At 46.4% G+C, this 25,622-nt stretch carries 27 protein-coding genes and 4 tRNA genes; 25 read left to right on the top strand and 6 right to left on the bottom strand.

The features are described 5' to 3' along the window. The first annotated feature begins 27 nt into the window (after positions 1–27). The 13 genes from ACPEPR_RS04520 to ACPEPR_RS04460 all read left to right on the top strand — a co-directional run bounded on the left by ACPEPR_RS04520 (position 28) and on the right by ACPEPR_RS04460 (position 12,642). A complete protein-coding gene (locus ACPEPR_RS04520) occupies positions 28–1,101 on the top strand; it encodes an NAD(P)H-dependent glycerol-3-phosphate dehydrogenase (RefSeq protein ID WP_016658361.1) in 1,074 nt (357 codons plus the stop codon). A gap of 84 nt (positions 1,102–1,185) precedes the next feature. Beyond that, complete coding sequence (sixA, locus tag ACPEPR_RS04515) at positions 1,186–1,641, top strand: phosphohistidine phosphatase SixA (protein WP_163142241.1); 456 nt, start codon at positions 1,186–1,188, stop codon at positions 1,639–1,641. A gap of 33 nt (positions 1,642–1,674) precedes the next feature. Continuing rightward, positions 1,675–2,814, top strand: a complete 1,140-nt coding sequence (gspL, locus tag ACPEPR_RS04510) for a type II secretion system protein GspL (RefSeq protein ID WP_423562017.1) — start codon at positions 1,675–1,677, stop codon at positions 2,812–2,814. Then, the gene (gspM, locus tag ACPEPR_RS04505) at positions 2,814–3,293 is read left to right on the top strand and encodes a type II secretion system protein GspM (RefSeq protein ID WP_168389884.1); all 480 of its coding nucleotides are present in this window, start codon (positions 2,814–2,816) and stop codon (positions 3,291–3,293) included. The genes gspL and gspM overlap by 1 nt, the downstream gene beginning before the upstream one ends. A gap of 90 nt (positions 3,294–3,383) precedes the next feature. Continuing rightward, positions 3,384–4,385 (top strand): quinone-dependent dihydroorotate dehydrogenase, encoded by a 1,002-nt coding sequence (locus tag ACPEPR_RS04500; protein ID WP_016658357.1) that lies wholly within the window; start codon positions 3,384–3,386, stop codon positions 4,383–4,385. Between the two features lie 4 nt (positions 4,386–4,389). Beyond that, a complete protein-coding gene (locus tag ACPEPR_RS04495) occupies positions 4,390–4,965 on the top strand; it encodes a CvpA family protein (protein ID WP_016658356.1) in 576 nt (191 codons plus the stop codon). A gap of 24 nt (positions 4,966–4,989) precedes the next feature. Then, positions 4,990–6,528, top strand: a complete 1,539-nt coding sequence (gene purF / locus ACPEPR_RS04490) for an amidophosphoribosyltransferase (RefSeq protein WP_005177128.1) — start codon at positions 4,990–4,992, stop codon at positions 6,526–6,528. A gap of 90 nt (positions 6,529–6,618) precedes the next feature. Beyond that, the gene (locus ACPEPR_RS04485) at positions 6,619–8,508 is read left to right on the top strand and encodes a M48 family metallopeptidase (RefSeq protein WP_104505564.1); all 1,890 of its coding nucleotides are present in this window, start codon (positions 6,619–6,621) and stop codon (positions 8,506–8,508) included. Between the two features lie 136 nt (positions 8,509–8,644). Continuing rightward, a complete protein-coding gene (locus ACPEPR_RS04480) occupies positions 8,645–9,316 on the top strand; it encodes a hypothetical protein (RefSeq protein WP_423562016.1) in 672 nt (223 codons plus the stop codon). Further along, positions 9,313–10,281 carry a 2-hydroxyacid dehydrogenase gene (locus tag ACPEPR_RS04475; RefSeq protein WP_423562015.1) on the top strand — a complete coding sequence of 323 codons (969 nt, stop codon included), beginning with the start codon at positions 9,313–9,315 and terminating at the stop codon, positions 10,279–10,281. Before ACPEPR_RS04480 ends, ACPEPR_RS04475 begins: the two co-directional genes overlap by 4 nt. 82 nt (positions 10,282–10,363) lie before the next feature. Then, positions 10,364–11,803, top strand: coding sequence for a M48 family metalloprotease (locus ACPEPR_RS04470; protein WP_423562014.1), 1,440 nt, complete (start codon positions 10,364–10,366; stop codon positions 11,801–11,803). Between the two features lie 38 nt (positions 11,804–11,841). Further along, a complete protein-coding gene (locus ACPEPR_RS04465) occupies positions 11,842–12,237 on the top strand; it encodes a GFA family protein (protein WP_168416327.1) in 396 nt (131 codons plus the stop codon). Positions 12,238–12,285: 48 nt separating this feature from the next. Further along, positions 12,286–12,642 (top strand): hypothetical protein, encoded by a 357-nt coding sequence (locus ACPEPR_RS04460; protein ID WP_180134076.1) that lies wholly within the window; start codon positions 12,286–12,288, stop codon positions 12,640–12,642. A 117-nt stretch (positions 12,643–12,759) separates the two neighbouring features. Here ACPEPR_RS04460 and ACPEPR_RS04455 read toward each other — a convergent pair whose 3' ends face one another. Together ACPEPR_RS04455 and rpsU are read right to left on the bottom strand one after the other, a co-directional pair. Continuing rightward, positions 12,760–13,206, bottom strand: coding sequence for a GatB/YqeY domain-containing protein (locus tag ACPEPR_RS04455; protein WP_005177146.1), 447 nt, complete (start codon positions 13,204–13,206; stop codon positions 12,760–12,762). A gap of 33 nt (positions 13,207–13,239) precedes the next feature. Then, positions 13,240–13,455, bottom strand: coding sequence for a 30S ribosomal protein S21 (gene rpsU / locus ACPEPR_RS04450; protein ID WP_001136722.1), 216 nt, complete (start codon positions 13,453–13,455; stop codon positions 13,240–13,242). Between the two features lie 147 nt (positions 13,456–13,602). Here rpsU and tsaD point away from each other — a divergent pair, with 147 nt between their 5' ends. Next, a complete protein-coding gene (gene tsaD, locus ACPEPR_RS04445; protein ID WP_075175188.1) occupies positions 13,603–14,619 on the top strand; it encodes a tRNA (adenosine(37)-N6)-threonylcarbamoyltransferase complex transferase subunit TsaD in 1,017 nt (338 codons plus the stop codon). A gap of 129 nt (positions 14,620–14,748) precedes the next feature. After that, on the top strand, positions 14,749–15,180 hold the full coding sequence (locus tag ACPEPR_RS04440) for a GFA family protein (RefSeq protein WP_104484024.1): 432 nt from the start codon (positions 14,749–14,751) through the stop codon (positions 15,178–15,180). Between the two features lie 71 nt (positions 15,181–15,251). Here ACPEPR_RS04440 and ACPEPR_RS04435 read toward each other — a convergent pair whose 3' ends face one another. Next, positions 15,252–16,124, bottom strand: a complete 873-nt coding sequence (locus ACPEPR_RS04435) for an ATP-binding protein (RefSeq protein ID WP_423562013.1) — start codon at positions 16,122–16,124, stop codon at positions 15,252–15,254. A gap of 180 nt (positions 16,125–16,304) precedes the next feature. Between ACPEPR_RS04435 and ACPEPR_RS04430 the strand changes: the two genes are divergently transcribed. The 6 genes from ACPEPR_RS04430 to ACPEPR_RS04405 all read left to right on the top strand — a co-directional run bounded on the left by ACPEPR_RS04430 (position 16,305) and on the right by ACPEPR_RS04405 (position 19,215). Then, entirely contained in the window at positions 16,305–17,819 is a 1,515-nt protein-coding gene (locus tag ACPEPR_RS04430; RefSeq protein ID WP_005177157.1) for a DUF3336 domain-containing protein, read from the top strand. Continuing rightward, entirely contained in the window at positions 17,785–18,621 is an 837-nt protein-coding gene (locus tag ACPEPR_RS04425; RefSeq protein ID WP_423562012.1) for a protein kinase domain-containing protein, read from the top strand. Before ACPEPR_RS04430 ends, ACPEPR_RS04425 begins: the two co-directional genes overlap by 35 nt. A 107-nt stretch (positions 18,622–18,728) precedes the next feature. Next, a tRNA-Leu gene (locus ACPEPR_RS04420) sits at positions 18,729–18,813 on the top strand. A gap of 33 nt (positions 18,814–18,846) precedes the next feature. Further along, positions 18,847–18,920: transfer RNA gene (locus ACPEPR_RS04415), tRNA-Trp, on the top strand. Between the two features lie 39 nt (positions 18,921–18,959). Then, positions 18,960–19,044, top strand: a tRNA-Leu gene (locus ACPEPR_RS04410). Between the two features lie 86 nt (positions 19,045–19,130). Beyond that, positions 19,131–19,215: transfer RNA gene (locus ACPEPR_RS04405), tRNA-Leu, on the top strand. A gap of 158 nt (positions 19,216–19,373) precedes the next feature. Here the strand turns inward: ACPEPR_RS04405 and ACPEPR_RS04400 are convergent. Then, positions 19,374–19,577 (bottom strand): hypothetical protein, encoded by a 204-nt coding sequence (locus ACPEPR_RS04400; RefSeq protein WP_005177162.1) that lies wholly within the window; start codon positions 19,575–19,577, stop codon positions 19,374–19,376. Between the two features lie 452 nt (positions 19,578–20,029). Between ACPEPR_RS04400 and ACPEPR_RS04395 the strand changes: the two genes are divergently transcribed. Then, the gene (locus ACPEPR_RS04395) at positions 20,030–20,302 is read left to right on the top strand and encodes a hypothetical protein (RefSeq protein WP_075166696.1); all 273 of its coding nucleotides are present in this window, start codon (positions 20,030–20,032) and stop codon (positions 20,300–20,302) included. 15 nt (positions 20,303–20,317) lie between these two features. Here ACPEPR_RS04395 and gloB read toward each other — a convergent pair whose 3' ends face one another. Then, positions 20,318–21,052, bottom strand: a complete 735-nt coding sequence (gene gloB / locus ACPEPR_RS04390) for a hydroxyacylglutathione hydrolase (RefSeq protein ID WP_423562011.1) — start codon at positions 21,050–21,052, stop codon at positions 20,318–20,320. Positions 21,053–21,181: 129 nt separating this feature from the next. Here gloB and ACPEPR_RS04385 point away from each other — a divergent pair, with 129 nt between their 5' ends. Continuing rightward, positions 21,182–23,158 (top strand): acyltransferase family protein, encoded by a 1,977-nt coding sequence (locus tag ACPEPR_RS04385; protein ID WP_423562010.1) that lies wholly within the window; start codon positions 21,182–21,184, stop codon positions 23,156–23,158. Between the two features lie 61 nt (positions 23,159–23,219). On the opposite strand, the gene ACPEPR_RS04380 is transcribed toward ACPEPR_RS04385, so the two are convergent. Beyond that, positions 23,220–24,452 carry a pyridoxal phosphate-dependent aminotransferase gene (locus ACPEPR_RS04380; RefSeq protein WP_005177173.1) on the bottom strand — a complete coding sequence of 411 codons (1,233 nt, stop codon included), beginning with the start codon at positions 24,450–24,452 and terminating at the stop codon, positions 23,220–23,222. 155 nt (positions 24,453–24,607) lie between these two features. On the opposite strand from ACPEPR_RS04380, the gene msrB reads away from it, so the two are divergent. Continuing rightward, a complete protein-coding gene (msrB, locus tag ACPEPR_RS04375) occupies positions 24,608–25,027 on the top strand; it encodes a peptide-methionine (R)-S-oxide reductase MsrB (protein ID WP_005177175.1) in 420 nt (139 codons plus the stop codon). Next, on the top strand, positions 25,024–25,506 hold the full coding sequence (locus tag ACPEPR_RS04370) for a glutathione peroxidase (RefSeq protein ID WP_423562009.1): 483 nt from the start codon (positions 25,024–25,026) through the stop codon (positions 25,504–25,506). The genes msrB and ACPEPR_RS04370 overlap by 4 nt, the downstream gene beginning before the upstream one ends. Positions 25,507–25,622 lie beyond the last annotated feature (116 nt).

Raw genomic sequence — 25,622 nt, 5'->3', positions numbered from 1 at the left:
TCGCATACGGCTGAGGATATAAAAATAATGTCAGAATTGAATTTTGCCAGTCTGGTAGAACCGGTCAATATTGATCAGAAAACCGCATTAAGAATTACCGTCTTGGGTGGGGGCAGTTTTGGTACCGCAATGGCCAATACCGCGGTGCGTAACGGCTGCGATACCATGATCTGGATTCGGGATGAAGCCACCGCTGAAGAAATTAACCGCACTCATATCAATAAACGCTATTTGCCAGATTTTCCTTTAGAGCCGGGTTTAAAAGCAGTATCGGATCTGGAACTGGCGGTGCGCGACCGCGATATTATTTTGGTCGCCATTCCAAGTCATTCTTTTCGTGATGTGCTGAAGCAGATTAAGCCGTTTATTACTTCACAAGCGGTGGTATCCCTGACCAAGGGCATTGAGGCCAAAACCTTCTGCTTTATGAGCGATATTATTCGTGCCGAATTGCCAGAAGTGCCGTATGGCGTGCTGTCTGGCCCGAACCTGGCCAAAGAAATTGTAGCCGGGCAGCCCGCCGGAACCGTGATTGCCAGCCAGTCAGAACTGGTGCGTTATGCGGTGCAGCAGGCACTGCACAGTGCTTTATTCCGTGTATTCGGTAGTGATGATGTACACGGGGTGGAACTTGGTGGGGCGTTAAAAAATATTTATGCCGTGGCCATGGGCATGGCTGCCGCGTATAACGTCGGTGAAAATACCAAGAGTATGATTTTAACCCGTGCCCTGGCTGAAATGAGCCGTTTTGCGGTCAAGCTGGGCGCCAACCCGCTGACGTTCCTTGGTTTGTCGGGTGTCGGTGATTTATTTGCCACCTGTAGCAGTCCATTGAGTCGTAATTATCAGGTGGGGTATGCACTGGGCAAAGGTAAAACCCTGGAACAGGCCACACAGGAACTGGGCCAGACTGCAGAAGGGATTAATACCATTGTGCAGGTCAAAGCACGTTCTGAAGAGCTGGATGTGTATATGCCAATTACCAGCGCCTTGTATGATGTGATTTATGAAGGACAGCCGCCGCTGACGATTGCACTGGCACTCATGAAAAATGGCCATCGTAGTGATGTAGAGTTTGTATTGCCGCATCATGAGGTATAAATTGGTTAAAATATGACAGTTTGATGAACCGAACTGTCATATTTACTGCTTATAATGCGGACAAAATGAAATAAGGAAATGTATATGCAATTGACCCTAGTGCGTCATGGTGAAGCTTCACCACCCGTGCATGGTAATGATATTAAACGTCCCCTGACCGAACGTGGGCATACCCAGGCACAGCAAACGGCAGAGTATTTAAAAGATCTGATCCGTCCGGATGTGTTTGTGGTTAGTCCGCTGTTACGTGCCCAGGAAACGCTGGCGCATATCCAGACCTATTTTAAAGATGTGCCTGTGGTGATCTGCAATACCATTAAACCGGATGATGATGCGACTCAGGCTATTGAGTGGTTATCGCATTTGCCTTATGAATCAATTGCCGTGGTGTGTCATATGAATGTGGTGGCCCATATTGCAGAGCAGTTAACCGGGGAATCTTTCCATCCTTATGCGCTGGCAGAAGCGCGTATTTATGAGCAGGCGGTCATTGCTGCAGGTTTATCGACACAAATAAAAAGTTTTATTCCAGACGCATAACAACACACTTTATTTCATGGCAGTACAATAACAATGTTGCAAATATGGATGCCGGAAGCCAATGGGGTTTGGCAATGGTCGAGCGGGGAGTACTGGGTTCAGGCTAATACCCTGGAAGACCTGATTCAGGCGATACAGCTTCATCAGGGTGAAGAAGCAGTGGTGTATTTTCCGAGCCGGGATATACAGATGCTGCAACAGCAGATGAGCAAGGCCCAATACAAGCAGCTGGGGCCAGACGGAATTAAATTCCTGCTAGAAGAATTTGTGGTATTGCCAATTGATGCCATGAAAGTGCTGCATCATTTTCAGCAGCCGGACCGCCTAACTTTACTTGGTGTGGGGCAAAGCCATGTCGAAACCTTGCAACATGCTTTGGCGCTATTGCCGGTCAAAGTCACGGCCTTATTGCCAGACTTTTTATTGCTGCCAGTGCCTGAGCCTGATCATATTGTGCTGGCCAATGTCTGTGGCCGGTTGCTGGTACGTGAAAATGAATATCTGGGCAGCTCGGTCGATGATCTGGCTTTATTTCTGGATTATCAGGCGCCTGAACAGCGTTATCAGATCAGTAATTTTACCGCCGAACAGATGCACAGTATTGAGGCTATCAGCACGCATGAGCAGTTAAGCTCTTTCCATTATGAAGTGCCGGTGCTGAAAAAAGTCAAACAGCATCCTTTTAATATTTTACCCAAAGCCAAAAGTGAATCGGGCATTTCGGGTTACTGGAAAGCCTGTGCTGCGGTATTTTTGGGGATTCTGGTGGTGCAGTTCAGTTATGATGCCACGCGCTGGTATCAGTATAAAAAAGTTGCGAATCAGACCGCGGTGCAGGCGATTGATCAGTTTAAATACTGGTTTGGGCAAAACTATCCGGTCACCGAGCAAAATATTAAAAGCCAGTTTGAATATCAGTTAAAACAAAGCCAGACTGCCGATACCCAGGCCTTACAGCTGCTCAGTCGGATCGGGCCGGTATTGATGCAGAATCAGATTGTGGCCAGACGGGTCAATTATGATCTGTCCAGTCTGAATATGGAATTACAGGCCAGCTCTGCAGCCAGCTTGCAGGCATTGACCCAGCAATTAAACCAGCTGGGCTTTAAAGTCGAGCTGGGTAATATTCAACCGGCCGCCAACGGCGCAATCGGACTGGTGAAAGTACAATAATGAAAGCAGTAGAAAAAATTCAGCAGCGTTGGGATCAGTCGCTGGAAAAATTAAATGACTATTTAGATACGCTGAGCTTGCGTGAACGGATCATGGTGATTTTTACCGGTATTTTTGTACTGGTAGCCGCCATCGGATCGGCGCTGTGGTATATGCACGGCGCAGCAGATCAGCAGCAAAAACGGCTCAATACCTTAAAAGATCTGGTGGTGTGGATGCAAAGCAACGCCGTGACCATGAAGCCGGCCGGGGATGTACAGCTCAGCAGTCTGGAAAAAGTACAGCGCGTGGCACAGCAGCAGGGTTTATCGGTTGCATCGCAGCAGTCGGGTGAAAAAATTCAAATTGTAAGCAGTCATGCACAATATTCTGTGCTGGCCAATTTCCTGACCCAGCTGGCACAAATGGGATTAAGCATTGAAAAAATGGAATTAATTTCCGATGCCGGGCAGATTAAATTAACGGCGACAGTGCAATAACCGGTAAAAATAAACAATGGTCAAGCATGGTGTTTTCAACAATCTGGGCCTATAATAGGCCGACTTAAAAAGCCGTAGACTTTTGCCGATATGTTGTATTCTCTTGCCCGCCCTTTGTTGTTTTCTTTGGCACCGGAGCGTGCACATGAGCTCACATTATCTTTATTAAAATCAGGTCATAAAATGGGCCTGATGCGTCAGCAGGTGGCAGCAAAACCAGTCACCTGTATGGGTATTGAATTCCCGAATCCGGTGGGTCTGGCTGCAGGCCTGGACAAAAATGGTGCCTATATTGATGCGCTGGCCGCTTTAGGTTTTGGTTTTATTGAAATTGGTACCATCACCCCGCGTCCGCAAGCCGGTAATCCACATCCGCGTCTGTTCCGTTTACCGCAGGCCAAAGCCATTATTAACCGCATGGGTTTTAATAATGATGGCGTCGATAAGCTGATTGAAAACGTCAAGGCCGCCAAATTTAAAGGCGTACTGGGGATTAATATTGGTAAAAATGCCGATACTCCGGTAGAAAAAGCGGTTGATGATTATCTGATCTGTTTAGAAAAAGTTTATAATTACGCCTCTTATATTACGGTCAATATCTCATCACCAAACACCAAGAATTTGCGTAGTCTGCAAAGCGGCGATGCCCTGACCGAGCTGTTGCAAACCTTGAAACAGCGTCAGTTGGCGTTGGCCGAAGAGCATCAGCATTATGTACCGTTGGTGCTGAAAGTCGCGCCAGATCTAGAACCGTCCGATATTGAATTTATTGCCCAGCAATTACTGCAATTTAAAATTGATGGTTTAATTGTGACCAATACCACCTTGTCTCGTGAAGGGGTAGAGAATTTGCCACATGGCGATGAAGCCGGTGGTTTATCGGGTGCGCCAGTATTTGAAAAGAGTACCGCGTGTCTGGCAGCCTTTGCCAAAACCTTAGAGGGCAAAATTCCTTTAATTGGTGTTGGTGGTATTCTTTCAGGTGAGCAGGCAGTTGCGAAACGCAATGCCGGTGCAACTTTGGTACAAGTGTATAGCGGTTTGGTCTATACTGGCCCGGAACTTGTGAAAGATTGTGTAGACGCACTTTAAAGTCATGAACGCCATCGATATCTTTATACTGATTATTCTGCTCATTGGAGGGCTTAACGGTTTGCGTCAAGGATTTATTAAAGCCTTTGCGAACTTGGTCGGTTGGATTTTTGCCCTGATTGTGGCGGCAAAATATGCTTCCGTTCTAGCGCCTTCAATGACCGCTCTCAGTGCTGATCCGGTGGTTCAGAAAATTGCGGCCTTTGCTTTTATTGTGTTGGTGATTGTGGTGCTGACCTGGATGGTGAGCGCATTATTAAACCGCATCTTGAAATCGCTGAAACTGGGCCCATTAAATCGTTTAGCCGGTGGTGCGTTTGGTACCCTCAAAGGTCTGCTGATTGTGCTAATTGCCATTCAGGGCATTGGGCCGTGGGTCGAAAGTTCGCCGCACTGGAAACAGTCTAAATTTATTCAAACCCTTTTACCTTATGCGCCTTGGGCCACACAAATGTCCAAAGATGCCGCCAATGAGGCTTTACAGCACATCAAATCAGAAGATGCTCCGAAATCTTCTGGTTCTTCATCTGAACCTGAACGAAAGGGCGCAGATGAGTCAACGAATAATCCTTTTTATTAATCCTAGCTGGTCTGCGAGGTTGCTATGTGTGGAGTAGTTGGTATAGCTGGTAAATCACCTGTTAACCAAATGTTGTTTGATGCATTAACGATGTTACAACATCGGGGACAAGATGCAGCTGGGATTGTCACTTGCCATGAAGGTCGCTTGTTCTTGCGTAAAGACAACGGCATGGTACGTGATGTATTCCATACCCGTCACATGCGTGCCTTGCTGGGCAACTACGGGATTGGTCATGTGCGTTATCCGACGGCAGGTTCATCTAGCAGTGCAGAAGCGCAGCCGTTTTATGTGAACTCGCCGTACGGTATTACGCTGGCGCATAACGGTAATCTGACCAATGCCGAAGAAATTCATGAAGACCTGTTCAAGACTGATTTACGTCACATGAATACCGATTCAGATTCAGAAGTACTGTTAAACGTTTTTGCCCATGAATTACAAAAACGCGGCAAGCTGGAGCCGGCAGCAGAAGATATCTTCCATGCGGTAACGCGTGTGCATGAGCGTTGTAAAGGGGCTTATGGCGTGGTGGCCATGGTGACCGGTCAAGGGATTGTGGGCTTCCGTGACCCGCATGGGATTCGTCCGTTAATTTACGGTTCGCGTGAAACCGATGAAGGCATGGAATACATCATTGCCTCTGAATCGGTGGCAATTACGGCACTGGGCTTTAAAGTCGAGCGTGACCTGGCACCAGGTGAAGCCATCTTCATTGACTCTAACGGCCAGATGTTTACCCAGCAGTGTGCGGCGCAATCTGAATATCATCCATGTATTTTTGAATATGTGTATTTCGCGCGTCCAGATGCGACCATTGATGGTATTTCGGTATACAAAGCTCGTTTAAAAATGGGTGAGAAGCTGGCGCAAAAAATCCTGCGTGAATGGGGTGAGGAACACGATATTGATGTCGTGATTCCAATTCCAGATACTTCGCGTACTTCGGCCTTGGAACTGGCCAACACCTTAGGTGTTAAATTCCGTGAAGGCTTTATGAAAAACCGTTATATCGGTCGTACCTTCATTATGCCAGGTCAGCAGCAGCGTAAAAAATCGGTACGTCAAAAGCTGAACCCGGTTGAGCTGGAATTTAAAGGCAAGAATGTGTTACTGGTAGATGACTCGATTGTGCGTGGTACCACCTGTAACGAAATTATCCAGATGGCACGTGACGCTGGTGCCAAACGCGTATTCTTCGCTTCAGCGGCACCGATGGTGAAATATCCAAACGTGTATGGTATTGATATGCCGGCTAAATCTGAGTTGATCGCCTCTAGCCGTAGCGTCGAAGAAATTCGTGAAATTATTGGTGCTGACCGTCTGATTTTCCAGGATCTGGAAGATTTGAAAGCTGCAGTACGTACCCATAAAGTGCCAGAAGTGAATGATTTCGATTGCTCGGTGTTTGATGGGGTTTATGTTGCTGGCGGTATTGATGAAGCCTATCTGGATAATCTTCAGCAAAAACGCAGTGATACAGCCAAAAAGAAAAAAGACAATTATATCGATGTGAATATTGATGCTGCATCGGTGGATTTGACCGGTTTGAAAGAAGAATAATTCTTGTAAAACTGGCAGGAAAAGCGGGAAATTCCCGCTTTTTTCATTTATGATGTCGCCTAAAGACAATGTAATTTAAGGAAATTTACATTGAAAGATGTAGGTTACTACTTTATTAAAAACAAGAATATGATGTGGTCTGCAAGCCTGTGTCTGCTTGCGGTCATCCTGACCATTTTTATTTTAAATACTGTACTGGGTTTGCTGGTGCATTATATTGATGCTTCGCAGTCCATCTACTGGCATAGCTTGAGTCCTTATCTAGTAGCCGTGTTGCTGTCTTTAATGGGTATTTCTATTGCCATTGAATTATATATTTTCCGTTCTGGCGGCCACTCACTGGCCAAGCAGCTGTGTGCACGTCGTTTAAGCCTGATTGAAAGCACGCCGGAAGAAAGTGTTGCCTTAAAAATTACCGAACAGCTGGCCGATACCTTCGCGATTGATACCCCGGCGCTGTATGTCCTGCCGGATGAAGTCGGGGTAAATGCACTGACCGCCGGTTTTTATCCACGCGATATTGCGATTATTCTGACCTGGGGCGCCTTGCAAAACCTGGATGAGCAGGAACTGTATGGCTTGCTCAGTCATGAGTTTCATCAAATTTTAAGTGGTGAAACTGCGGAAAATACCAAGCTGAAAATTCTCTACAGCAGCCTGACCACGTTTAGCCAGTGGGGCAGTAAAGTGGCCAAACTCGGCTTTGGCAAGCAGTATTACAACACCGCTTATGCACCTGCCACGCCTTTTGTTGCACTGGGCGGCATGATCTGGCTGATTGGCAGCTTAGGCATGCTGATTACCCGTTTTATTAAATATTTAAACCTGAGCGGGCGTACCTTTAAAAACGACCTGAAAACCAAACGTTTAATCCAGAACAATGCCAATATTCAAACCCTGCTCAGGATTTATGTGCACCATGCCGGTTCACAAATTCACAGTGAATATTCGGAATCAATTGCGCATATGTGTTTTGCCAACTCGCTGAGTCCGCAAAGCTGGTTGAATATCCATCCGAGTATTGATGCGCGGATTTATGAGTTAAATCCGGCACTGGTGCAGGATCTACAACTGGAAAACCTGAAAAAGCTGCGCAGCCAGCCCTGGTTTGGTCTGTTTCGTTCACTGGAAGAGGTCAATGGTGAATATTATGCGCCGTGGAGTTCGCCGCAACCTTTGCCTTTATTGCGATTATCCCCGATTAGCTTTGCCATTAAAGATGCAATCAAGCCGCTGAAACCGGAAATCCGCCGTAATATGCCGCGTCCGGAACTGATCCAGCGTGCCTTGCAGACGGCCACTGGTTCGCGTGAGGTGATGATGGCAATTTTAATGATTCGCCAATACCGCGAATTTATTCCGCCTGAAGTAGAAGTCAGCCGTGCCATTGTCGATGCCTTGTTAAATCTGGATGGTCGGGTGCATATCTCCATTTTTCTGGAAGCCTGCCAGAATATTGGCGGTATGCCGGCCAGTATCGCGCGGCAGTTTTTGACCAAGCTGGCCAAAATTATTCAGGAAGATGGGGAAATTGGACTGCTGGATGCCTTGCTGCTGGAGCGGGTCAAATCCGAGTTGAACCTGCTGCCGCTACATACCCCGACGGCGCTGGATGAAGTTAAACCGCAAATTGTACGTTTAATTGATGCCTTGCTGCATGTGCAGCAAATCAATAGCGGCAACCAGCTGGAAGTGCGGGAAAAAATTTTACAGCGCGTACTGACACCGTATGAAATGTCGCTGTATGAAGAAATTTCCGATGAGCCAATTGATCTGGCAGAAATTCTGAATGATATGGCCGGGCTGTTGTTGCGTGACCGTTTAAGTATTCTGGGTATTGCTGAAGCCTGTTTGTGGAATGACCGGATTATCACTCAGGATGAGCTGGATGTACTGGAGCTGCTGTACTGGCGTTTAGGCTTTGCCACCGAAGAAATGGTTGAGCGTATGCAGAAGAAAAACAGTTTAATGATTATCTAAGCACTCTATTTCTGAGTGCGGTAGGCGGATCGAGTCATCCTCATTGAGCAGCTTTGATATGACTGGATGCAGAAAGCACAGCAAAACCGGACTAATCCGGCTAGAATAGCCCTATGGACATAAGTGACGATAGCAGATGATTGGGCATCAACGTGAGATTTTGGCAAGTTTGGGAATTGATATATGGATTCCCCGGGACGTTGCATCTCAAAATTTGCCAGCATTTTCCTTATGGCGCGATCAGGCCCCGGCAGAACTGCTGACTGAAATTGTCATGCCGGCAGCTGTCGCGGCGACGGCGCCTCAAGATATTGCCTTACAGCTTAGACAGCCTGTTGCGGAACCACAAGTCTCTCCGCAAGAAAATCCAGTAGAAAGCCCGGCAGAACCTGTCACACCTGCAGCCCTGGTGGAAGTGCAGCCCGCCTTACAGATTGATGCATTTCATCTACAAGCCATTGTTAAAGAACAATATACGATTGTGCTGGATGCCACCCACATCAATGAGTCGCAGCAACAGTTATGGCGCAATATCCAGCGTGCGGCACAGGCAGAATTTTTTGAGCTGAATTGGCCTTTTGCTTTGCCTGAGCTGCAAGATGGTCGAGCGGTTTCGGTATATGTACAAGGTTTTCTGGATGCGATTGCACTGGAGAAAAAGATCATTGTGTTGGGTCAATTGCCTCATGTACAGTTAACGCAAGCTACAGCATTGCCCGCTTTGGCCGAGATGCTAGAACAGCCGCTATTGAAAAAACAGCTATGGCAGGCTATGCAAGATAAAAAACACATGACGGATCAGGAATGAAACAAAAAGTTATCGCATTTAGTCAGGTTGATCAGGACATTTTAAGCCAGCTGAAACAGCAGTATGACGTGGTAGAAATTAGCCCGAAACTGGGTGATGTTAATGAGCAGATTCGTGCTCATGTCCAAGATGCTGATGGCATGATTGGTGCGGGGCGTTTGCTCAATGCCTCTAACCTGACGGGTGCGCGCCGTCTTAAAGTGGTTTCCAGTATCAGTGTCGGTTATGACAATTATGATGTGGACTATCTGACTGAGCAAAAGATTTATCTGTGTCATACACCGCATGTATTAACCGAAACCACTGCTGATTTAGCTTTTAGTCTGTTAATGGGAGCTTCGCGTCAGCTGGCCTATCTGGATCGCTGGACCAAACAGGGTGAATGGAAACGTACCGTTGGCCCGGCCCAGTTCGGTCAGGATATTCATGGTAAAACTTTAGGGATTATTGGTTTGGGTAATATTGGTGCCGCCATTGCCCGTCGTGGGCGTTATGGCTTTAACATGAATATTCTGTACCATAACCGCCGTGAAAATCTGGCGCAGGCGCAGCCCTTAAATGCGCAATATCACAGTCTGGATGAGCTGCTACAACAGTCGGACTTTGTGGTGGTCGCGGTGGATTTAAACGCCGACTCGACCGCTTTAATTGGTGCGCGTGAATTTGAGCTGATGCAAAAACATGCGGTATTTGTGAATATTGCCCGTGGTTCCGTGGTCAATGAACAGGCTTTAATTGACGCGCTGAAACAACAGAAAATTTTTGCGGCCGGTCTGGATGTCTATGAAAAAGAACCGCTGCAAAGTTCGGAGCTCTTTGGTCTGGACAATGTGCTGACCTTGCCGCATATTGGCTCAGCGACCGCAGAAACCCGTAAAAAAATGGCCTGGCTGGCCTATAAAAATCTGGTGGATGTGCTGGAAGGCCGGCAGCCGGGCTACGCGGTCAATGGCAGATTTGCGTAAAACTTCCTAACACTTCGTTGCATATTTCTTCGATATTGAATGCTATATTCAAGACACGAGCAGATAATTTGAGAACGGCAATTTGAAACGGTTGTTTTTAGCAGGTAGTTTAGGCCTGCTTACAGCATTCACTTCGACACATGGGGCAAACTTCACCACTTCACCACAATTTAATGTGCCAGAAATTGGCGCAGGGGTGGGGCTGATCGATCAGCAAAAAGAACGCATGATTGGTGAAAAAGTCTATCGTGAAGTGCAGCGTCAAATGCCGGTGGCGCAAAATCCGTGGCTGGAAGACCAGCTGTTCTCGGTCTTCTCGCATCTGCTCAGCCAGACCCAAATGGGCCAGCCCATTGGTCTGCTCATTATTAATGATCCGCAAATTAATGCCTTTGCCGTGCCAGGCGGTTTATTTGCCTTAAATACCGGTCTGGTGACTTCTGCGCGTAATATGGATGAAGTGGCCGGGGTGATGGCGCATGAAATTGCCCACGTGACCCAGCGTCATTATAGCCGTTCACAGGAAGCTTTTAAGGGACAGGGTCTGCTGGCACTAGCAGGTGTGCTGGTGGGTGCATTGGTGGCATCCCAGGCCGATGGTGATGCCGGTGCTGCCGTGATGATGGGCTCGCAGGCCGCATTAATGGATAAGCAGCTGACCTATAGCCGTAATCAGGAACGTGAAGCCGACCGGATTGGCATGCAATATATGTATACTGCCGGTTATAACCCGCAAAGCATGGCTGATTTTTTTGAGGTAATGCACCGTGCCACCAGCCGGGTCAGTTTCCTGCCAGATTTCTGGTTTACCCATCCACTAACCACAGAACGGATGAGTGAAGCGCGTTTACGTGCCAACCAGTTGCCACGAGTGAAATCATCATTACGTGATGAAGAATTTGATATTTTAAAACAGTACACCTTGGTGGTATCCAATCAGGCGACAGAGCAGCAATTACAGGTCTTGGCCAGCCGCAATAACTTTGCTGCACAGCTGGCTTTAGCGGCTTTTTATACCCGGCAGGGAGATTATGCCTTGGCACAGCAAACCCTGGATCAGGCCAAAAATCATCGCCGTTTACATCATCTTATTAGCTTAATTCAAACTGACATCTATTTAGGGCAGAATAAGCTGAGTGAGGCTTATAAAGTGATCAGTTCGCCTGCGCGGATTATGCCGGAGAACCGGGCCTTGAATTACAAGCTGGCAGAAGTGCTGATCCGGCAGAATCAGCCGGCTGAAGCACAGGCACTGGTGCAAAAGTTCCTGAACCGGAATGAGCGCGATTTAAGTGCCTGGCGTTTGATGCAGCAGGCCGCCAATATTGATCGTAGTTCGCCATTACACACGGTGAATGTATTGCGTTATCGTGCAGAACTGCAATACTGGTCCGGATGGGAGGAAGAGGCAATTAAATCCTTGCTGCATGCCCAGCGTCTGGCCAAAGACAATCAGGCTATGACTGCCAAACTGAAAACACGTACCACAGAAATGCAGCGGGAACGACAGCTCAAAATTTAACAGCATGAAAAATCATAATAACAGTAAGGAGAACAATGATGTTACAGGGACAATGTTTATGCGGGCTGGTGTATTACCATTATCAGGCCGAGCTGGAAAAGACCATTTTATGTTTTTGCCAGCATTGCCAGCGTGCGCAGGGGACCATGCTGGGCTGGAATAGCCCGATTGATCAAGCCAAATTTAAAATTGTACGCGGCCAGCAATATTTAAAAGAATATTTTCACAGTCCGAATAAGGCGCGGGTGTTTTGTCAGGAATGTGGTAGCCCGATTTATTCTTATCGTTTAGATTTACCTGGGATTCTGCGTTTGCGTTTGGGAACGGTGACTGAAGGCTATGTGCCGGCGCCGACCGAACAGGCTTTTGCGCATCGAAAACCGCAGTTTTTGCAAGTCAGTCTGCTGGAAACCTCTGTAAGGCATGGGGTTTAAAATGCTAGAATTCTAGCTCCTGGCTAAATAATGATTTTAAATAACGCGATGAAAAAATTATGGATGGGCGTATTGCTCTGGGGGAGTCTGTCTGTGGTCCAGGCAGCGAGTGTGGAGCAGTATGTACTGGCGGTTGAGCAGATTAACCAGAGTTATAAGCAGCAGACCCGGCAGTTTTTAAAGGGCTTGAATCCGCAGCAATCGGGTTTTAGTCCGGCGCAGCAACAGCAGTTTTGTGGCATTGTGCAGAATTATATTGATCAGCTGTATAGCGCTGCAGATGAAAACCGTGCCTATCTGGATCCGCAATATCGCCACATGACCAAGCAGGATGTGGCCCAGCAGGTGTATTCATCTAAAGAAATGCAGATGCTGAAAAAATATCAGGTCAATTGTGCACACTGATAGAAGTGACTCAAGAACTGCTTAAAACTTTAGGCAGTTTTTTTATTTTCGGGAAAATAAACTGATACAGCTGTTGATGCTGTTCGGGGAGGAAGTGAGGCGTATGCCTGACTTGAATTAGCTTAATTTGGCTTTAATTTTGGCAGATACTTGTGCAGGATCGGCGCGCCCGGCTATGAGCGGACGCAGAGAATTCATCACCTTACCCATATCTTTCATGCTAGTAGCTTCTTGCGCTGCAATCGTTTGCGCAATGATGGAATCAAGTTCTTCCTCAGTCATAGCTTCTGGTAGAAACTGAGATAACACCTCAATTTCGGCTTGTTCCTTACTAGCTAAATCTTCTCGGCCAGCACCTTCAAAGGCTTTAACCGATTCTTTACGTTGTTTAATTTGCTTTTCAATGACCGCAAGAACCTGAGCATCGTCAAGCTCTTTGCGCTCATCGACTTCGATTTGCTTAATTGCCGCCTGTAGACTACGAATGACCGTTAACTTGTCCATTTCTTTAGCGCGCATTGTCGCTTTCAAAACGTCAGTAATCTGGCTTTTTAAAGTAGTCATGTTTTAATCCAGGCAGTCAATCACAAATTAATCTTAGTAAAGGCGAGTAGTACGTACTGATTCACGCGCCAATTTCTTTTGGTAGCGTTTAACAGCAGCAGCTTTTTTGCGCTTACGTTCTTGAGTTGGTTTTTCGTAGAATTCACGCTTACGTACGTCAGCTAAAACACCTGCTTTTTCGCAAGAACGTTTGAAACGACGGATAGCTACGTCTACTGGTTCGCCTTCTTTCAATTTAACTTGTGGCATGAAGAATCCTCATTAAGTTATGGATAAGATCTGGGGCCGAATTGCCCTCGATCACAAGTGAAGGTCAGTATTTTACTCATTTACATCTCATATCACAAGTCTATAATAGTTCCCGCAATAAATTTGATACAGGTTATAGGCAGTTTAATGATCGTTTTAGGCTTAGAAACATCGTGTGATGAAACAGGACTCGCGCTGTACGACAGTGAGTTGGGTTTACGCGGACAGGTGCTGTATAGCCAGATCAAACTGCATGCCGAATATGGCGGCGTGGTGCCAGAACTGGCCTCACGGGACCATGTGCGTAAACTGATTCCATTAATGAACGAACTGCTTGAGCAAAGCGGTGTGAAAAAATCGGATATTGATGCCGTGGCCTATACCCGCGGTCCGGGCCTGATGGGCGCCTTGATGACCGGGGCTCTATTTGGCCGTACCTTGGCATTTGCCTTAAATAAACCTGCGATTGGCGTGCATCATATGGAAGGGCATATGCTGGCACCGTTATTGTCTGCAACGCCGCCTGAATTTCCATTTGTTGCACTTCTGGTTTCAGGGGGGCATTCACAGCTGATGGCCGCGTATGGCATTGGTCAGTATGAACTGCTGGGTGAGTCAATTGACGATGCGGCCGGTGAAGCTTTTGATAAAGTGGCCAAGATGATGGGCTTGCCGTATCCGGGTGGACCGAATATTGCCAAACTGGCCGAGCAGGGTGATCCGAATGCTTTTGCTTTCCCGCGTCCGATGCTGCATCAGGATTTAACCTTTTCCTTTAGTGGTTTAAAAACTGCCGTTTCGGTACAGATGAAAAAACTCGGTGATGAAAACCGTGATGCCGATATTGCCGCCAGTTTCCAGGAAGCGATTGTAGATACCTTGGTAAAAAAATCGGTGAAAGCATTAAAGCAGACCGGTTTAAAACGTCTGGTGATTGCGGGTGGCGTGAGTGCCAACAAGCGTTTGCGTGAACGTCTGGAAGCTGATTTAGCCAAGATTAAAGCCACGGTTTATTATGCAGAGCCTGCGCTGTGTACCGATAATGGTGCCATGATTGCCTTTGCCGGTTATCAGCGTTTAAAAGCAGGGCAGCAGGATGGTTTGTCTGTGACCACGACTCCGCGCTGGCCAATGACGGAATTGACCAATCCAGAGCAAGCATAAAAGATCATGTAAAAGAGGCGAAAGCCTCTTTTTTATTTTTATCAACATGATAAACCTTATTGAAGGTGTTCGAGTTTATTTAAACTCTATGCCAAACTACGAATTAAAAATAAGTTGTGAGAATAAAAGATGTATACGGGACGTTGTTTATGTGGACAGGTTAATTTTTCCATTCAACAGAAAATTCATACAATTTATCATTGTCATTGCAGTTTGTGCCGAAAGCAGAGTGGTACTGGTGCAAATGCTGCAACCTTAGTTCTTCAGCAAAATTTTAACTGGGAATCCGGTAAGAATACTGTCCATACTTATAAGAAGGACAGTGGCTTTACCTCATCTTTTTGTACTCAATGTGGATCCCCTGTACCTAATCAAGTGGGAAAAACGGATTATATGTGGATTCCTTTAGGTCTACTGGAAAATAATCTTCAACCAGAGCGGCGATTAAATTTTTGTCTTCAGTCGAAAACTGCTTGGATACCCACAATCGTTGCAGATCAGGATTATGCTGAATTACCAGAGTGGACGGTATTAGCATCACATTTTCAGTCGGATAGTTGATATTTTAGATATGCCATTTAATAAGAAAATGCCCAATTAAGTTTATTGGGCATTGAATGAATTGAAACATTTTACAAAGATTTTAACTGCGCAGACCCAATCCAGTGCTTCGAGAATTGATAAGCGGCACGACCAGAACGCTGCCCACGCGCCTGACACCAGCGTAAAGCTTCGGCACGCGCTTCAGCGGTGAGCTCCATCTCCGCCTTTTGCAGATAATGCTCGACAATTTCTAAATACAGATTCTGATCCATTGGATAAAACGACAGCCACATCCCGAAACGATCGGACAGCGAAATTTTTTCCTCAATCGCTTCCTGTGGATGCAGCTCGGTATATTGCGGCACATCTACCCGTGTTACCGGTGTATTTTCATGCATAAACTCAGGTAATAAATGCCGGCGGTTACTGGTGGCATAAATCACAAAATTACTTGAACCGGACTGTAATGAACCATCTAGCACGCTTTTTAAAGAACGATAATTTTCATCTTCGGCGTTAAAGGCCAGATCATCACAATAGACAATAAATTTTTCCGGCCGATCTGCAATCAGCTTCTGAATTTCAGGCAAATCCGATAAATCATCACGTTCAATTTCAATTAACCGTAACCCTTGTGCTTCATACTCGGTTAGCAGGGCACGCACAATGGAAGATTTTCCGGTACCACGTGAACCGGTAAGCAGTACATCATTGGCCGGTAAGCCTTTTAAAAACTGCAAGGTATTTTGAATTACTTTTTCTTTTTGTTTTTTAATGCCTTTTAAATCTTCCAGATAGATTTTTCGTGGCTGGTAAATGGCTTTTAACTGTTGATCCTGCCATTTAAAGGCCGATGCAGAAAAATCGGTGGCTTGCTTGAGTTCAGGCAAATGTTGCTGGAGCTGCTGTAAAACGGTTGCAAGCGAGGTGAGAATATTATCGGGTAAATCAATATGCGCCATGATTATTCAGCTTTTCGGTCTAGGTCAAAAGATTATCGGGTGCACAAACGACTGTATACCAAGGCGAAAGGATTTAGCAATGAAAACATGAATTATGCAATTGAAGAATGTCTGAAATTTCTGCATAGTTAGGAGACATCGACAGATCAGCGCCTATTCAGCGAAGCGCAGAGGGAAGCTATGTTGTTTAAAGAGTTTAGCCAGGACATTAATCCTCATCAGGCCTATCGGATCAAAAAATTAAAACGAAAAATAGAACATGCCGAGAGTTACGAAGAATGGAAAAATCTGGCACTAAAAATAGATGAAGAATCGGGGGCGCAGGAATGGAAGTATGACAACACCTCGCCGTATTTTGATGCTGAAATTATTGCCCATCGTCTGAATTTATTACGCCGTTACCGCCTGGCAGAGCGCACCAGCGACCTGATGTATATTCTGCGCGAAGGCCTGACCTATGATGTGGCCAACATTGCCCATCCAATGCTGTTTACTGCGACCTATGTCGGCACCAAAAAAATTATTGAAGATTATATTGAAGAAGTCAGCAACAGTCTGGCCTTTATTGCATCCAAAGAATGCCATTTACTCAGTACTCAGGAAAAGATCGAATTTTTTAAAAACTGTCAGGTGGCTTATGGCCAGCCGGCAATTATGTTTTCAGGCGGGGCGACCTTGGGTCTGTTTCATACCGGCGTGTGCAAGGCGCTGCTAGAGCGTGACCTGATGCCGCAAGTGCTGTCTGGCTCCAGTGCCGGGGCGATTATGACCGCCATGCTCGGCATTTCCAAACCATCGGAGATGATGCACATTTTAAATGGCGAATCTTTCTTTACCGAAGCTTTTCATTTTCGCCGCTGGGAAGACATTTTAAAGGGCAATGGCGGTATTGCCGATGTGCGTTATCTAAAAAAATTCCTGCTCACCAACCTGGGCGATGTCACCTTTGAAGAAGCCTTTAAGGTGTCCGGGCTGCATATCAATATTGCAGTCGCGCCGTATGATGCATCACAAGAAGCACGCATCATGAACAGTTATACCTCGCCAGATTTGCTGGTCTGGAGTGCGGCTTTGGCTTCCTGTGCGGTACCGGTGCTGTTTCCGCCGGTGCGTTTGACCAGTAAACGGCAGGATGGTGAACATACACCCTATATGGGCAGAACCCGCTGGGTCGATGGCAGTGTGCGTAGTGATTTCCCGCAGGAAAAAATGGCGCGTCTATATAATGTGAATTACACCATTGCCAGTCAGGTCAATCCGCATGTGGTGCCGTTTATGCAAACCGATGCCGAGCGTTTCCGTAAAGATATGCTGAGCTGGCCGGAGCGCATTGTGCGCCGTCAAGGCAAGGTGATTAGTAAGGGGATTATGGACTTTACCCGTGAACGTGTCGGTGGTGTGCCGGCGGTACGCCGTCTGCTCGATCATGGCCATGGCATTGTCGATCAGCGTTATTATGGTGATGTGAATATTGTTGGCAAATATGGCTGGCGTCATTATAGCTATATGTTACAAAACCCGCGTCCACACCTGTTCCGATTGTTACAACGCGAAGGTGAACGCGCCACCTGGCCAAAAATCTCCATGATTGAAACCCATGCCCGCGTGGGTAAAACCATTCAGCATTGTCTGGAACTTTTAGAATATCAGCAGAACCCCGTTGAACACGCCAAATCCGAATTTATTGCCGTTTAGTCCGGCTGAACTTGAACACTATTGTTTTGAGTTAAAAACCAAGCCGCAAAGCTTCAAGATGGGGCGGCGTCTGTTTCAGTTTCAACAAGGGCAATCTGTATACTGGTTGAAAGCCCAGCAGAGGGATGCGCATCCGCAACTGAGCGCAGGTTTTTGCCGAGAGCTGGATTTTTATCGCCAGTTTCAGCAGGCAGATGCACCGGATTTTTTACTGCCATTCTATTGTAGTCAAAATACCGAAATGCTGTGCATTCAGCAGGAGACTTTTCAGGATTATCTGATTGTGCCGGATGCGCCAGCGTTATTTGCTTTAGCACCCTCACAATTTAGCCTAAGCCAGATTCAAACACGTTTGCTGCAGGTACTGGATAGCCTGGAACAGCTAACACGGTTGGGCTATCTACATGCAGATTTAAAAGCCGAACATTGGCGCGAATGGGCAGGGCAGGTCAAACTGATTGATTTTGAGCAGTTGCAGGCCATAGATGATCCGCTAATGTCCAATATGACTGCCACACCACGCTATATGGCACCTGAATTATTTCATGGTGAAGCCAAAACGCTGGCCAGTGATCTTTATGCGCTGGGGATTATTATCTATGAATGGCTGACTCAGCGCCGTTTACAGGCCAAAAGTTATCAGGATTGGGCCTATTTGCATTGTCAGCAGCTTAAAATTGAGTTACCCGCAGCGTATTTGGGCTTTCAAGACTTGCTTGAGGTGATGCTCAACAAACAAAAAAGCCAGAGAGAAGTCAGTTTTTTTGCCTTAAAAACGCTGTTAAGCACTGAAAATGCTTAAGAAAAAACCAAAATAGAGACTTTTGTTTTTTATTTAAACAAACAAGTGGCTTTTTCATAAAAAGGGCTTGTCATCGGGAAGTGATCTCTATAATATACACAGCCATCGGGGGCGTGGCGAAATTGGTAGACGCACTGGATTTAGGTTCCAGCGCTGCGAGGCGTGAGAGTTCGAGTCTCTCCGCCCCCACCACTTAAATATCAAGTGAGCTTGATTTTAGGTAACAGAGGATTGGTGTAATGGTAGCATGACGGTCTCCAAAACCGTTCGTCAAGGTTCGAATCCTTGATCCTCTGCCAGAATTTTGAGAAATCCAGCATTAAGTTGGTACCCGGTATGGGGGCGTGGCGAAATTGGTAGACGCACTGGATTTAGGTTCCAGCGCTGCGAGGCGTGAGAGTTCGAGTCTCTCCGCCCCCACCACTCAAAATCAGCAAGGTTAAACTCCTCGCTTCTTTTGTTGAACCGGCCAGCTTGAGTATTTCTTCAAAAAATTGGCATCTTTATATGGGGATGTGGCGGAATTGGTAGACGCACTGTGTTCAGGTCGCAGCGCCGCAAGGTGTAAGAGTTCGAGTCTCTTCATCCCCACCAAATTCTGAAAAAGCAGGGCAGATGTCCTGCTTTTTTATTGCCTGTTATTTTGTCAGGCCTTTATCTCGCCCAAAGAAAAGCCCGCAGAACAGACGGTTCAACGGGCTCAAGTTATGAGAACACTTTATTTTTCTCGATCAAAGAGTGCGTAAACGAATTCAGGCTTTTAAGTGGTCCTCAAATTCTTCACCGAGTTGTACGGCTAGTGCATTGCCGGCCAGTTCACCAGTGACCAGACCATATTCTTTTTTAAAACTAAAGGTAAAACCACGGCCATCGGCTAAATTTTTGACTGAATATCCCAGTTTTTCTAACCAAATACGAAAGGCAATTAAATTTTTAGCTTTTACCACTTTTTTCACGAGTGTACTCCCTTATCTTCAATAAAGTATAGATATGGTTATATCAAGATTTTTTAAAGGGCAAAATTCAAGAATGTGTCAAAAAATATTGAGACTGATGATTTTTGCAGCAAAAAAGACAGAATTTGAGCGCCTGAAAAACATGTATTGATGAATAAAGCGGCAGAATTTTAAGCAAATTTTAAATTAATTGATTGATATATTTGATGTATTTTTATTCTAAATTTTCAACATTATCTATGGGCTATTTAAGCCGGCTTGAAATAATTTGTTAAATATTGATGACAACACATCTTTAAGTATTTCTTACAACCTCGGCCCGGCGCGAGATAAAAAGTTGTAGCGATCTGCCGGCTATAATTTGCATACGCTGAGTGATTGATGGCTTTATTTTAAGCCATAGCGGGCCTGGAGATCGGGTATCATAAAGTACAGCCACAGGAGTGAGTAAGATGACGCCAAATACCATTGAAGCTGACGTACAGCAGACCATTCAACAGATGCAGCAACAGGGCCAAACCCCGGTGGCGGTAATGCTAGGCCACGAAGACTGGCTGGTCTTTGCCGAACAATCGCAGGTGGCCTATACTCCATTTGGCAGTGCGCGTCGTTATCAACCAGCATTAGGCGGCTTACTGCTGGTACGCATTGATGAAATGAATGCGGTACGTGTGGTGACACAGACCGAACTGGATGCGTATGCGGCCAGTCACCAGCTATTATAAACCGGTTAAACCGTTTTAAAAATTATCTTTCATTTCACGTAATTTTTGGAATTCTTCGACGCTGTCCACCCGTAAAAAAGGATTGGTCTGCAGTTCCAGTTCAATTGTACTTGGCAAGGTCGGCTGATTTAGCAGGCGTAAATCTTCCACCTGCTGATAACGCTGTTGCAGCGTCAGATTATCCGGTTCAACATGCAGGGCAAATTTGGCATTGGACAGGGTATATTCGTGGGTGCAGTACACTTGGGTGCGCGCTGGTAATGCCGCCAGACGGTTTAAAGAGTGATACATCTGCTCAAAGGTGCCTTCAAAAACCCGGCCGCAGCCCATCGCAAACAGGGTGTCACCGCAAAACAGGGTATCGATGGCATCCATAAAATACACAATATGCCCCAGGGTATGGCCGGGAACCGCCAGTACATCCACCTGCAGATCATGAAATTTAAAATGGGCTTCATGCTGCAAAGGGTGGGTGATAAACGGGATTTTACTCAGCTCTTCGCGCGGGCCATAGACCGGAATATTGCGGGATTGCAGCAGTTCTGGCACACCCCCAATATGGTCTTTATGCCAGTGGGTCAGCCAGATCTGGCTTAAATTTAAACCATGTTCACGGCAATACTGTTCCACCGGTTCGGCTTCGGTGGGGTCGACCACAATCACATCTCTGGATGTAGTATGTTCCAGCAGCCAAATATAATTCTGTAACTGGTTCTGAATATCCAGCAGATGCACTTTATAGTTGCTCATCCCTCACCCCCACATAATATGATGCCCAGTATAGCCTGAAAGCGATGTTGTCGTCGCTGTGTATCCAAAATTGATCTTTGACTGAAAAGGTCTACAATAACCCACGTTTCAATTTTCCCCTGCACGTTCATGAGTTTTGCCTATCGCGCCGATATTGACGGTTTAAGAGCGATTGCCGTCCTGTTGGTGATTTTTAATCATATTGGCCTGTCTATTTTCCCCGGTGGTTATATTGGCGTCGATATTTTCTTTGTGATTTCGGGCTATTTAATTACCTTAATTTTAAGCAAAGAAATCCAGAACCAGACTTTCTCAATCGGTCGCTTTTATAAAAAGCGGGTGGTGCGTTTGGCACCGGCCTATTTTACTGTACTGAGTGTGGTGAGTCTGGTGGCCTGGCAGGTGATGCTGCCCGATGAGCTGAGTCGTTATTTCGACAGTGTCTTTTATGCCACGTTTCTGATGGCCAATATTTATATGCAGCGTGAAGTCGGTGATTACTTCAGTCAGAGTGTCAATGAAGTGCCGCTGCTGCATTTATGGTCGTTGGGTGTTGAAGAGCAGTTCTATATTTTCTGGCCGCTGATTCTGCTGTGCTTTATGAAAAGAAGTAACCGGCAATGGGGTCTGCTGATGGTCGGATCTTTTATTCTCATGTCGTTGCTGTATGCGCAGCAGCAGTTGAGCGTGAATGCCGAGAAAGCCTATTACAGTATGCCGGTCCGCGCCTTTGAACTGCTCTTGGGTGCGCTGATCTGCTTTTTGCCACAAATAAAATGGTCAAAATGGCTGGCGCAAACGCTGGTCTGGAGTTGTCTGGCGCTGTTGTTAGGCACAGCAATGTGGTTTGATCATGTCACACCATTTCCTGGCGCAATGGCGCTGATCCCATGTCTGGCAACCGCATTGATTATTTATATCGGCCAGAGCGTGCAGTCACAGAATGTGGTACTGACCAACCGTTTTAGCCTCTGGATGGGCAAAATTTCCTATCCTTTATATTTATGGCACTGGCCGGTGATCGTGCTGTTCAGTATCTATATGCTGCCGGTTAATGCCGGTTATCAGCTGGCCATGGTGCTGCTCAGTATCGCGCTGGCCTATCTGACTTATCGTTATATTGAACAGCCGAGCAAAGGTTTTGTGATGGCTGCCAATTACAAGGTCATTCTGAGCGGTTTTGTGGCGCCGGCGCTCTGTTTTATTGGTCTGGCGCAGCTGGTCAGCCAGCATCAGGGTTTTCCGGAGCGCCTAAGTCCGCAAGTGCAAAACCAGATGGCAGCCTTAAATTCGTTTGCGCATGGCATCCGGCAGAAATGTCACAGCTTTCCCAATCCTGAAACGCTGGCCAATCCGCAAGACTGTGTGCTGGGCGTGGAAAAACCGCAGATTGATTTTATGCTGATTGGTGACTCACATGCCAACAGTTATACCGGACTGCTGGATGTCTGGGCCAAAGATGCCGGACTGCGTGGTTATGACAGCACTCAGGACACCACCATTTATTTACCCGGTGTCCAGCGTGGCCGTGGTGAGCATGAAGTGACTGCCTTTCAAGCCCGCAATGATGCAATTGAGGCGCATTTAAAACAGCATCATTATCAATTTGTGGTGATGTCAGCCGCCTTTAGCCAGTATCTGGATGCAGGGCATGATCTGCATCCGAGCGCAGAAGAGGGCAGTCAGGTCGCAAATCATTTAGACAGTTATTTTGCCGGTTTACAGGCTGCGGTAGATAGTGCGCTGGCCAGCAGCGAGTATGTGGTGATGCTGATGGATGTCCCGGTGATTGATCCAGATCAGGCCAATTGTTCATTACGCCGTGAATGGCTGGGGATTGAGCGTGAATGCGCGGTGTCGGCAGAGGCATTCCAGCAGAGCAATGCACCAATTTATCAGTGGATGAATGAATTGCAGCAGCAGTATCCACAACTGATTGTAGTGGAGCCGACCAAGGTGCTGTGTGATGCGAAGCAATGTGATTTAAGTGTCGAGGGGACGCCGCTGTATCGAAATCAGGATGATGATCATCTCAGTTTTAAAGGTTCGGAAGCGCTGGGGCAGGCCTATTTACAGCAATACGGCAATCCGCTGAAATCGCTTTAATCTTTCCCGTTTGCATAAAAAAGCCGTGAATTGGTCACGGCTTTTTTTATTGTATTTCAGCTTAGCGGATTTTCGCCAGGAAGCGGCCTAAACGGCTAAGCGCTTCACGTAATTCATTTTCAGCTGGCAGGAACACCACACGGAAATGATCTGGGGTTGGCCAGTTAAAGCCGGTGCCTTGAACCAGTAGCACTTTCTCGGCTTTCAGGAAATCCAGCATCAGTTTTTCATCATCTTCAATGGCGTAGACATTTGGGTCCAGTTTCGGGAAGCAGTACATTGCACCTTCTGGCTTGACGCAAGACACACCCGGAATTTCGTTCAGCATTTCCCAGGCAATATTGCGCTGTTCATACAGACGGCCACCCGGACGGATCAGGTCATTAATTGACTGATAGCCACCAAGCGCGGTCTGAATCGCATATTGCGCCTGATGGTTGGCACACAGACGCATAGAGGCCAGCATGTCCAGACCTTCAATATAGTCGGCTGCGCGTGAACGGTCGCCAGTAATGGCCATCCAGCCAGAACGGTAGCCGGCAATACGGTAGGCTTTAGATAAACCGTTGAATGAAATACACAGCTGATCACCAGCCAGGGCTGCAACCGACACATGCTCAATGCCGTCATACACGATTTTGTCGTAAATTTCGTCGGCAAATAAAATCAGATCATATTTTTTTGCCAGCGCGACAATCTGTTCCAGCACATGACGTGGATAAACTGCACCGGTCGGGTTGTTCGGGTTAATAATCACAATACCGCGGGTATTGGGTGTGATTTTGCTTTCCATATCGGCCAGATCTGGATACCAGTGGTTTTCTTCATCACATTTATAGTGAATGGCTGTACCACCCGACAGATTAACCGCCGCCGTCCACAGTGGATAGTCCGGCATTGGAATTAGCATTTCATCGCCATCATCCAGCAGGCCTTGCATGGCCATTACGATTAGCTCAGACACGCCATTGCCGATATAGACATCATTAACGTGCAGGTCAAAAATGCCTTTTTGTTGATAATACTGGCAAATAGCTTTACGTGCCGGGAAAATCCCTTTGGAGTCGGTATAACCGACTGCATTTGGCAGGTTCAGCGCCACATCGTTAATAATTTCCTGCGGGGCTTCAAAGCCGAAGGGGGCGGGGTTACCAATATTCAGTTTAATAATTTTATGGCCGGCTTCTTCCATTTCATTGGCCGCTCGTAACACAGGTCCGCGAATGTCGTAGCATACATGCTCGAGTTTTGAGGATTTTTTAATTTCGCGAGGAGTCGTGTTACCTGTGGACATAATTCCATCCAATTATATGTTTCTGTTAGCAAAAAATAGATTACGCAATTATCACAATCTATACTGAAATTTAGCTAGATATTTTGCAAGCTCTAGCGTAAATATGGAAGTACTGAAGCATGACATTGAATGTCAAAGATTTAAAGGAGTTAGTGATGGGAAAACTCAATAAAACAGACCGAGAATGGCAAAGAGAGTTATCACCAGAAGAGTTTCGGATTACACGACAAAAAGGAACCGAACCGGCCTTTACAGGGAAATACTGGAACAGCAAACAGGATGGGGTGTATGTGTGCCGTTGCTGTGGAGAAGCCTTATTTTCTTCCGATACCAAATACGACAGCGGCAGTGGCTGGCCAAGTTTCTACCGTCCGATTGCCCCGGGGGTCGTGGAAGAACATAACGATCAGTCGCATGGCATGGTGCGTACCGAAATTGTCTGTCATCATTGTGATGCACATTTGGGCCATGTTTTTGATGATGGACCGCAACCGACCGGCTTGCGCTATTGCGTCAACTCGGCGTCATTAGAACTAAAAACACAAGAAAAAAGTGATGAGGAAACCTATCCATGACCAACATTTACCAGTTTGAGGCTGAGTTGTTAGATGGGAAAAATAAATCATTTGCCGATTATGAAGGCAAGGTTTTATTGGTGGTGAATACCGCCAGCAAATGCGGTTTTACCCCGCAGTTTGCCGGACTGGAAAAGCTGTATGAAAAATATAAGCCCCAAGGCTTTGAGGTGCTCGGCTTTCCCTGTAACCAGTTTGGTGGCCAAGACCCCGGTTCCAATGAGCAGATCGGGGCCTTTTGCCAGAAAAATTATGGGGTCAGCTTTCCCATGTTTGCCAAGGTCGATGTCAAAGGCCCGGAAGCACACGCAATTTTCCGTTATTTAACCAATAACAGCAAAGGCATTTTGGGCAACGGCATCAAGTGGAACTTTACCAAGTTTTTAATTGGTAAAGATGGCAAAGTGCTGACTCGCTATGCACCAACCACCAAGCCGGATGCATTGGAACAGGATATTGAACAGGCTTTACAAGGTTAATACAGGACAAGCGACTTCAGCATCAGCTTTAATTTTGGGGATGATCCTCATCCATGCAAACAGTGTTTAGTCCTGCCTAAAATGAAAAATCCACTCAATAGAGTGGATTTTTTAAT

The organism is Acinetobacter sp. AND/436 (assembly GCF_049546925.1).
In the GTDB taxonomy this organism is placed as follows: domain Bacteria; phylum Pseudomonadota; class Gammaproteobacteria; order Pseudomonadales; family Moraxellaceae; genus Acinetobacter; species Acinetobacter indicus.
The sequence above is the reverse complement of the archived record's forward strand: the minus strand, read 5'-3'. Positions and strand labels throughout refer to the sequence as shown.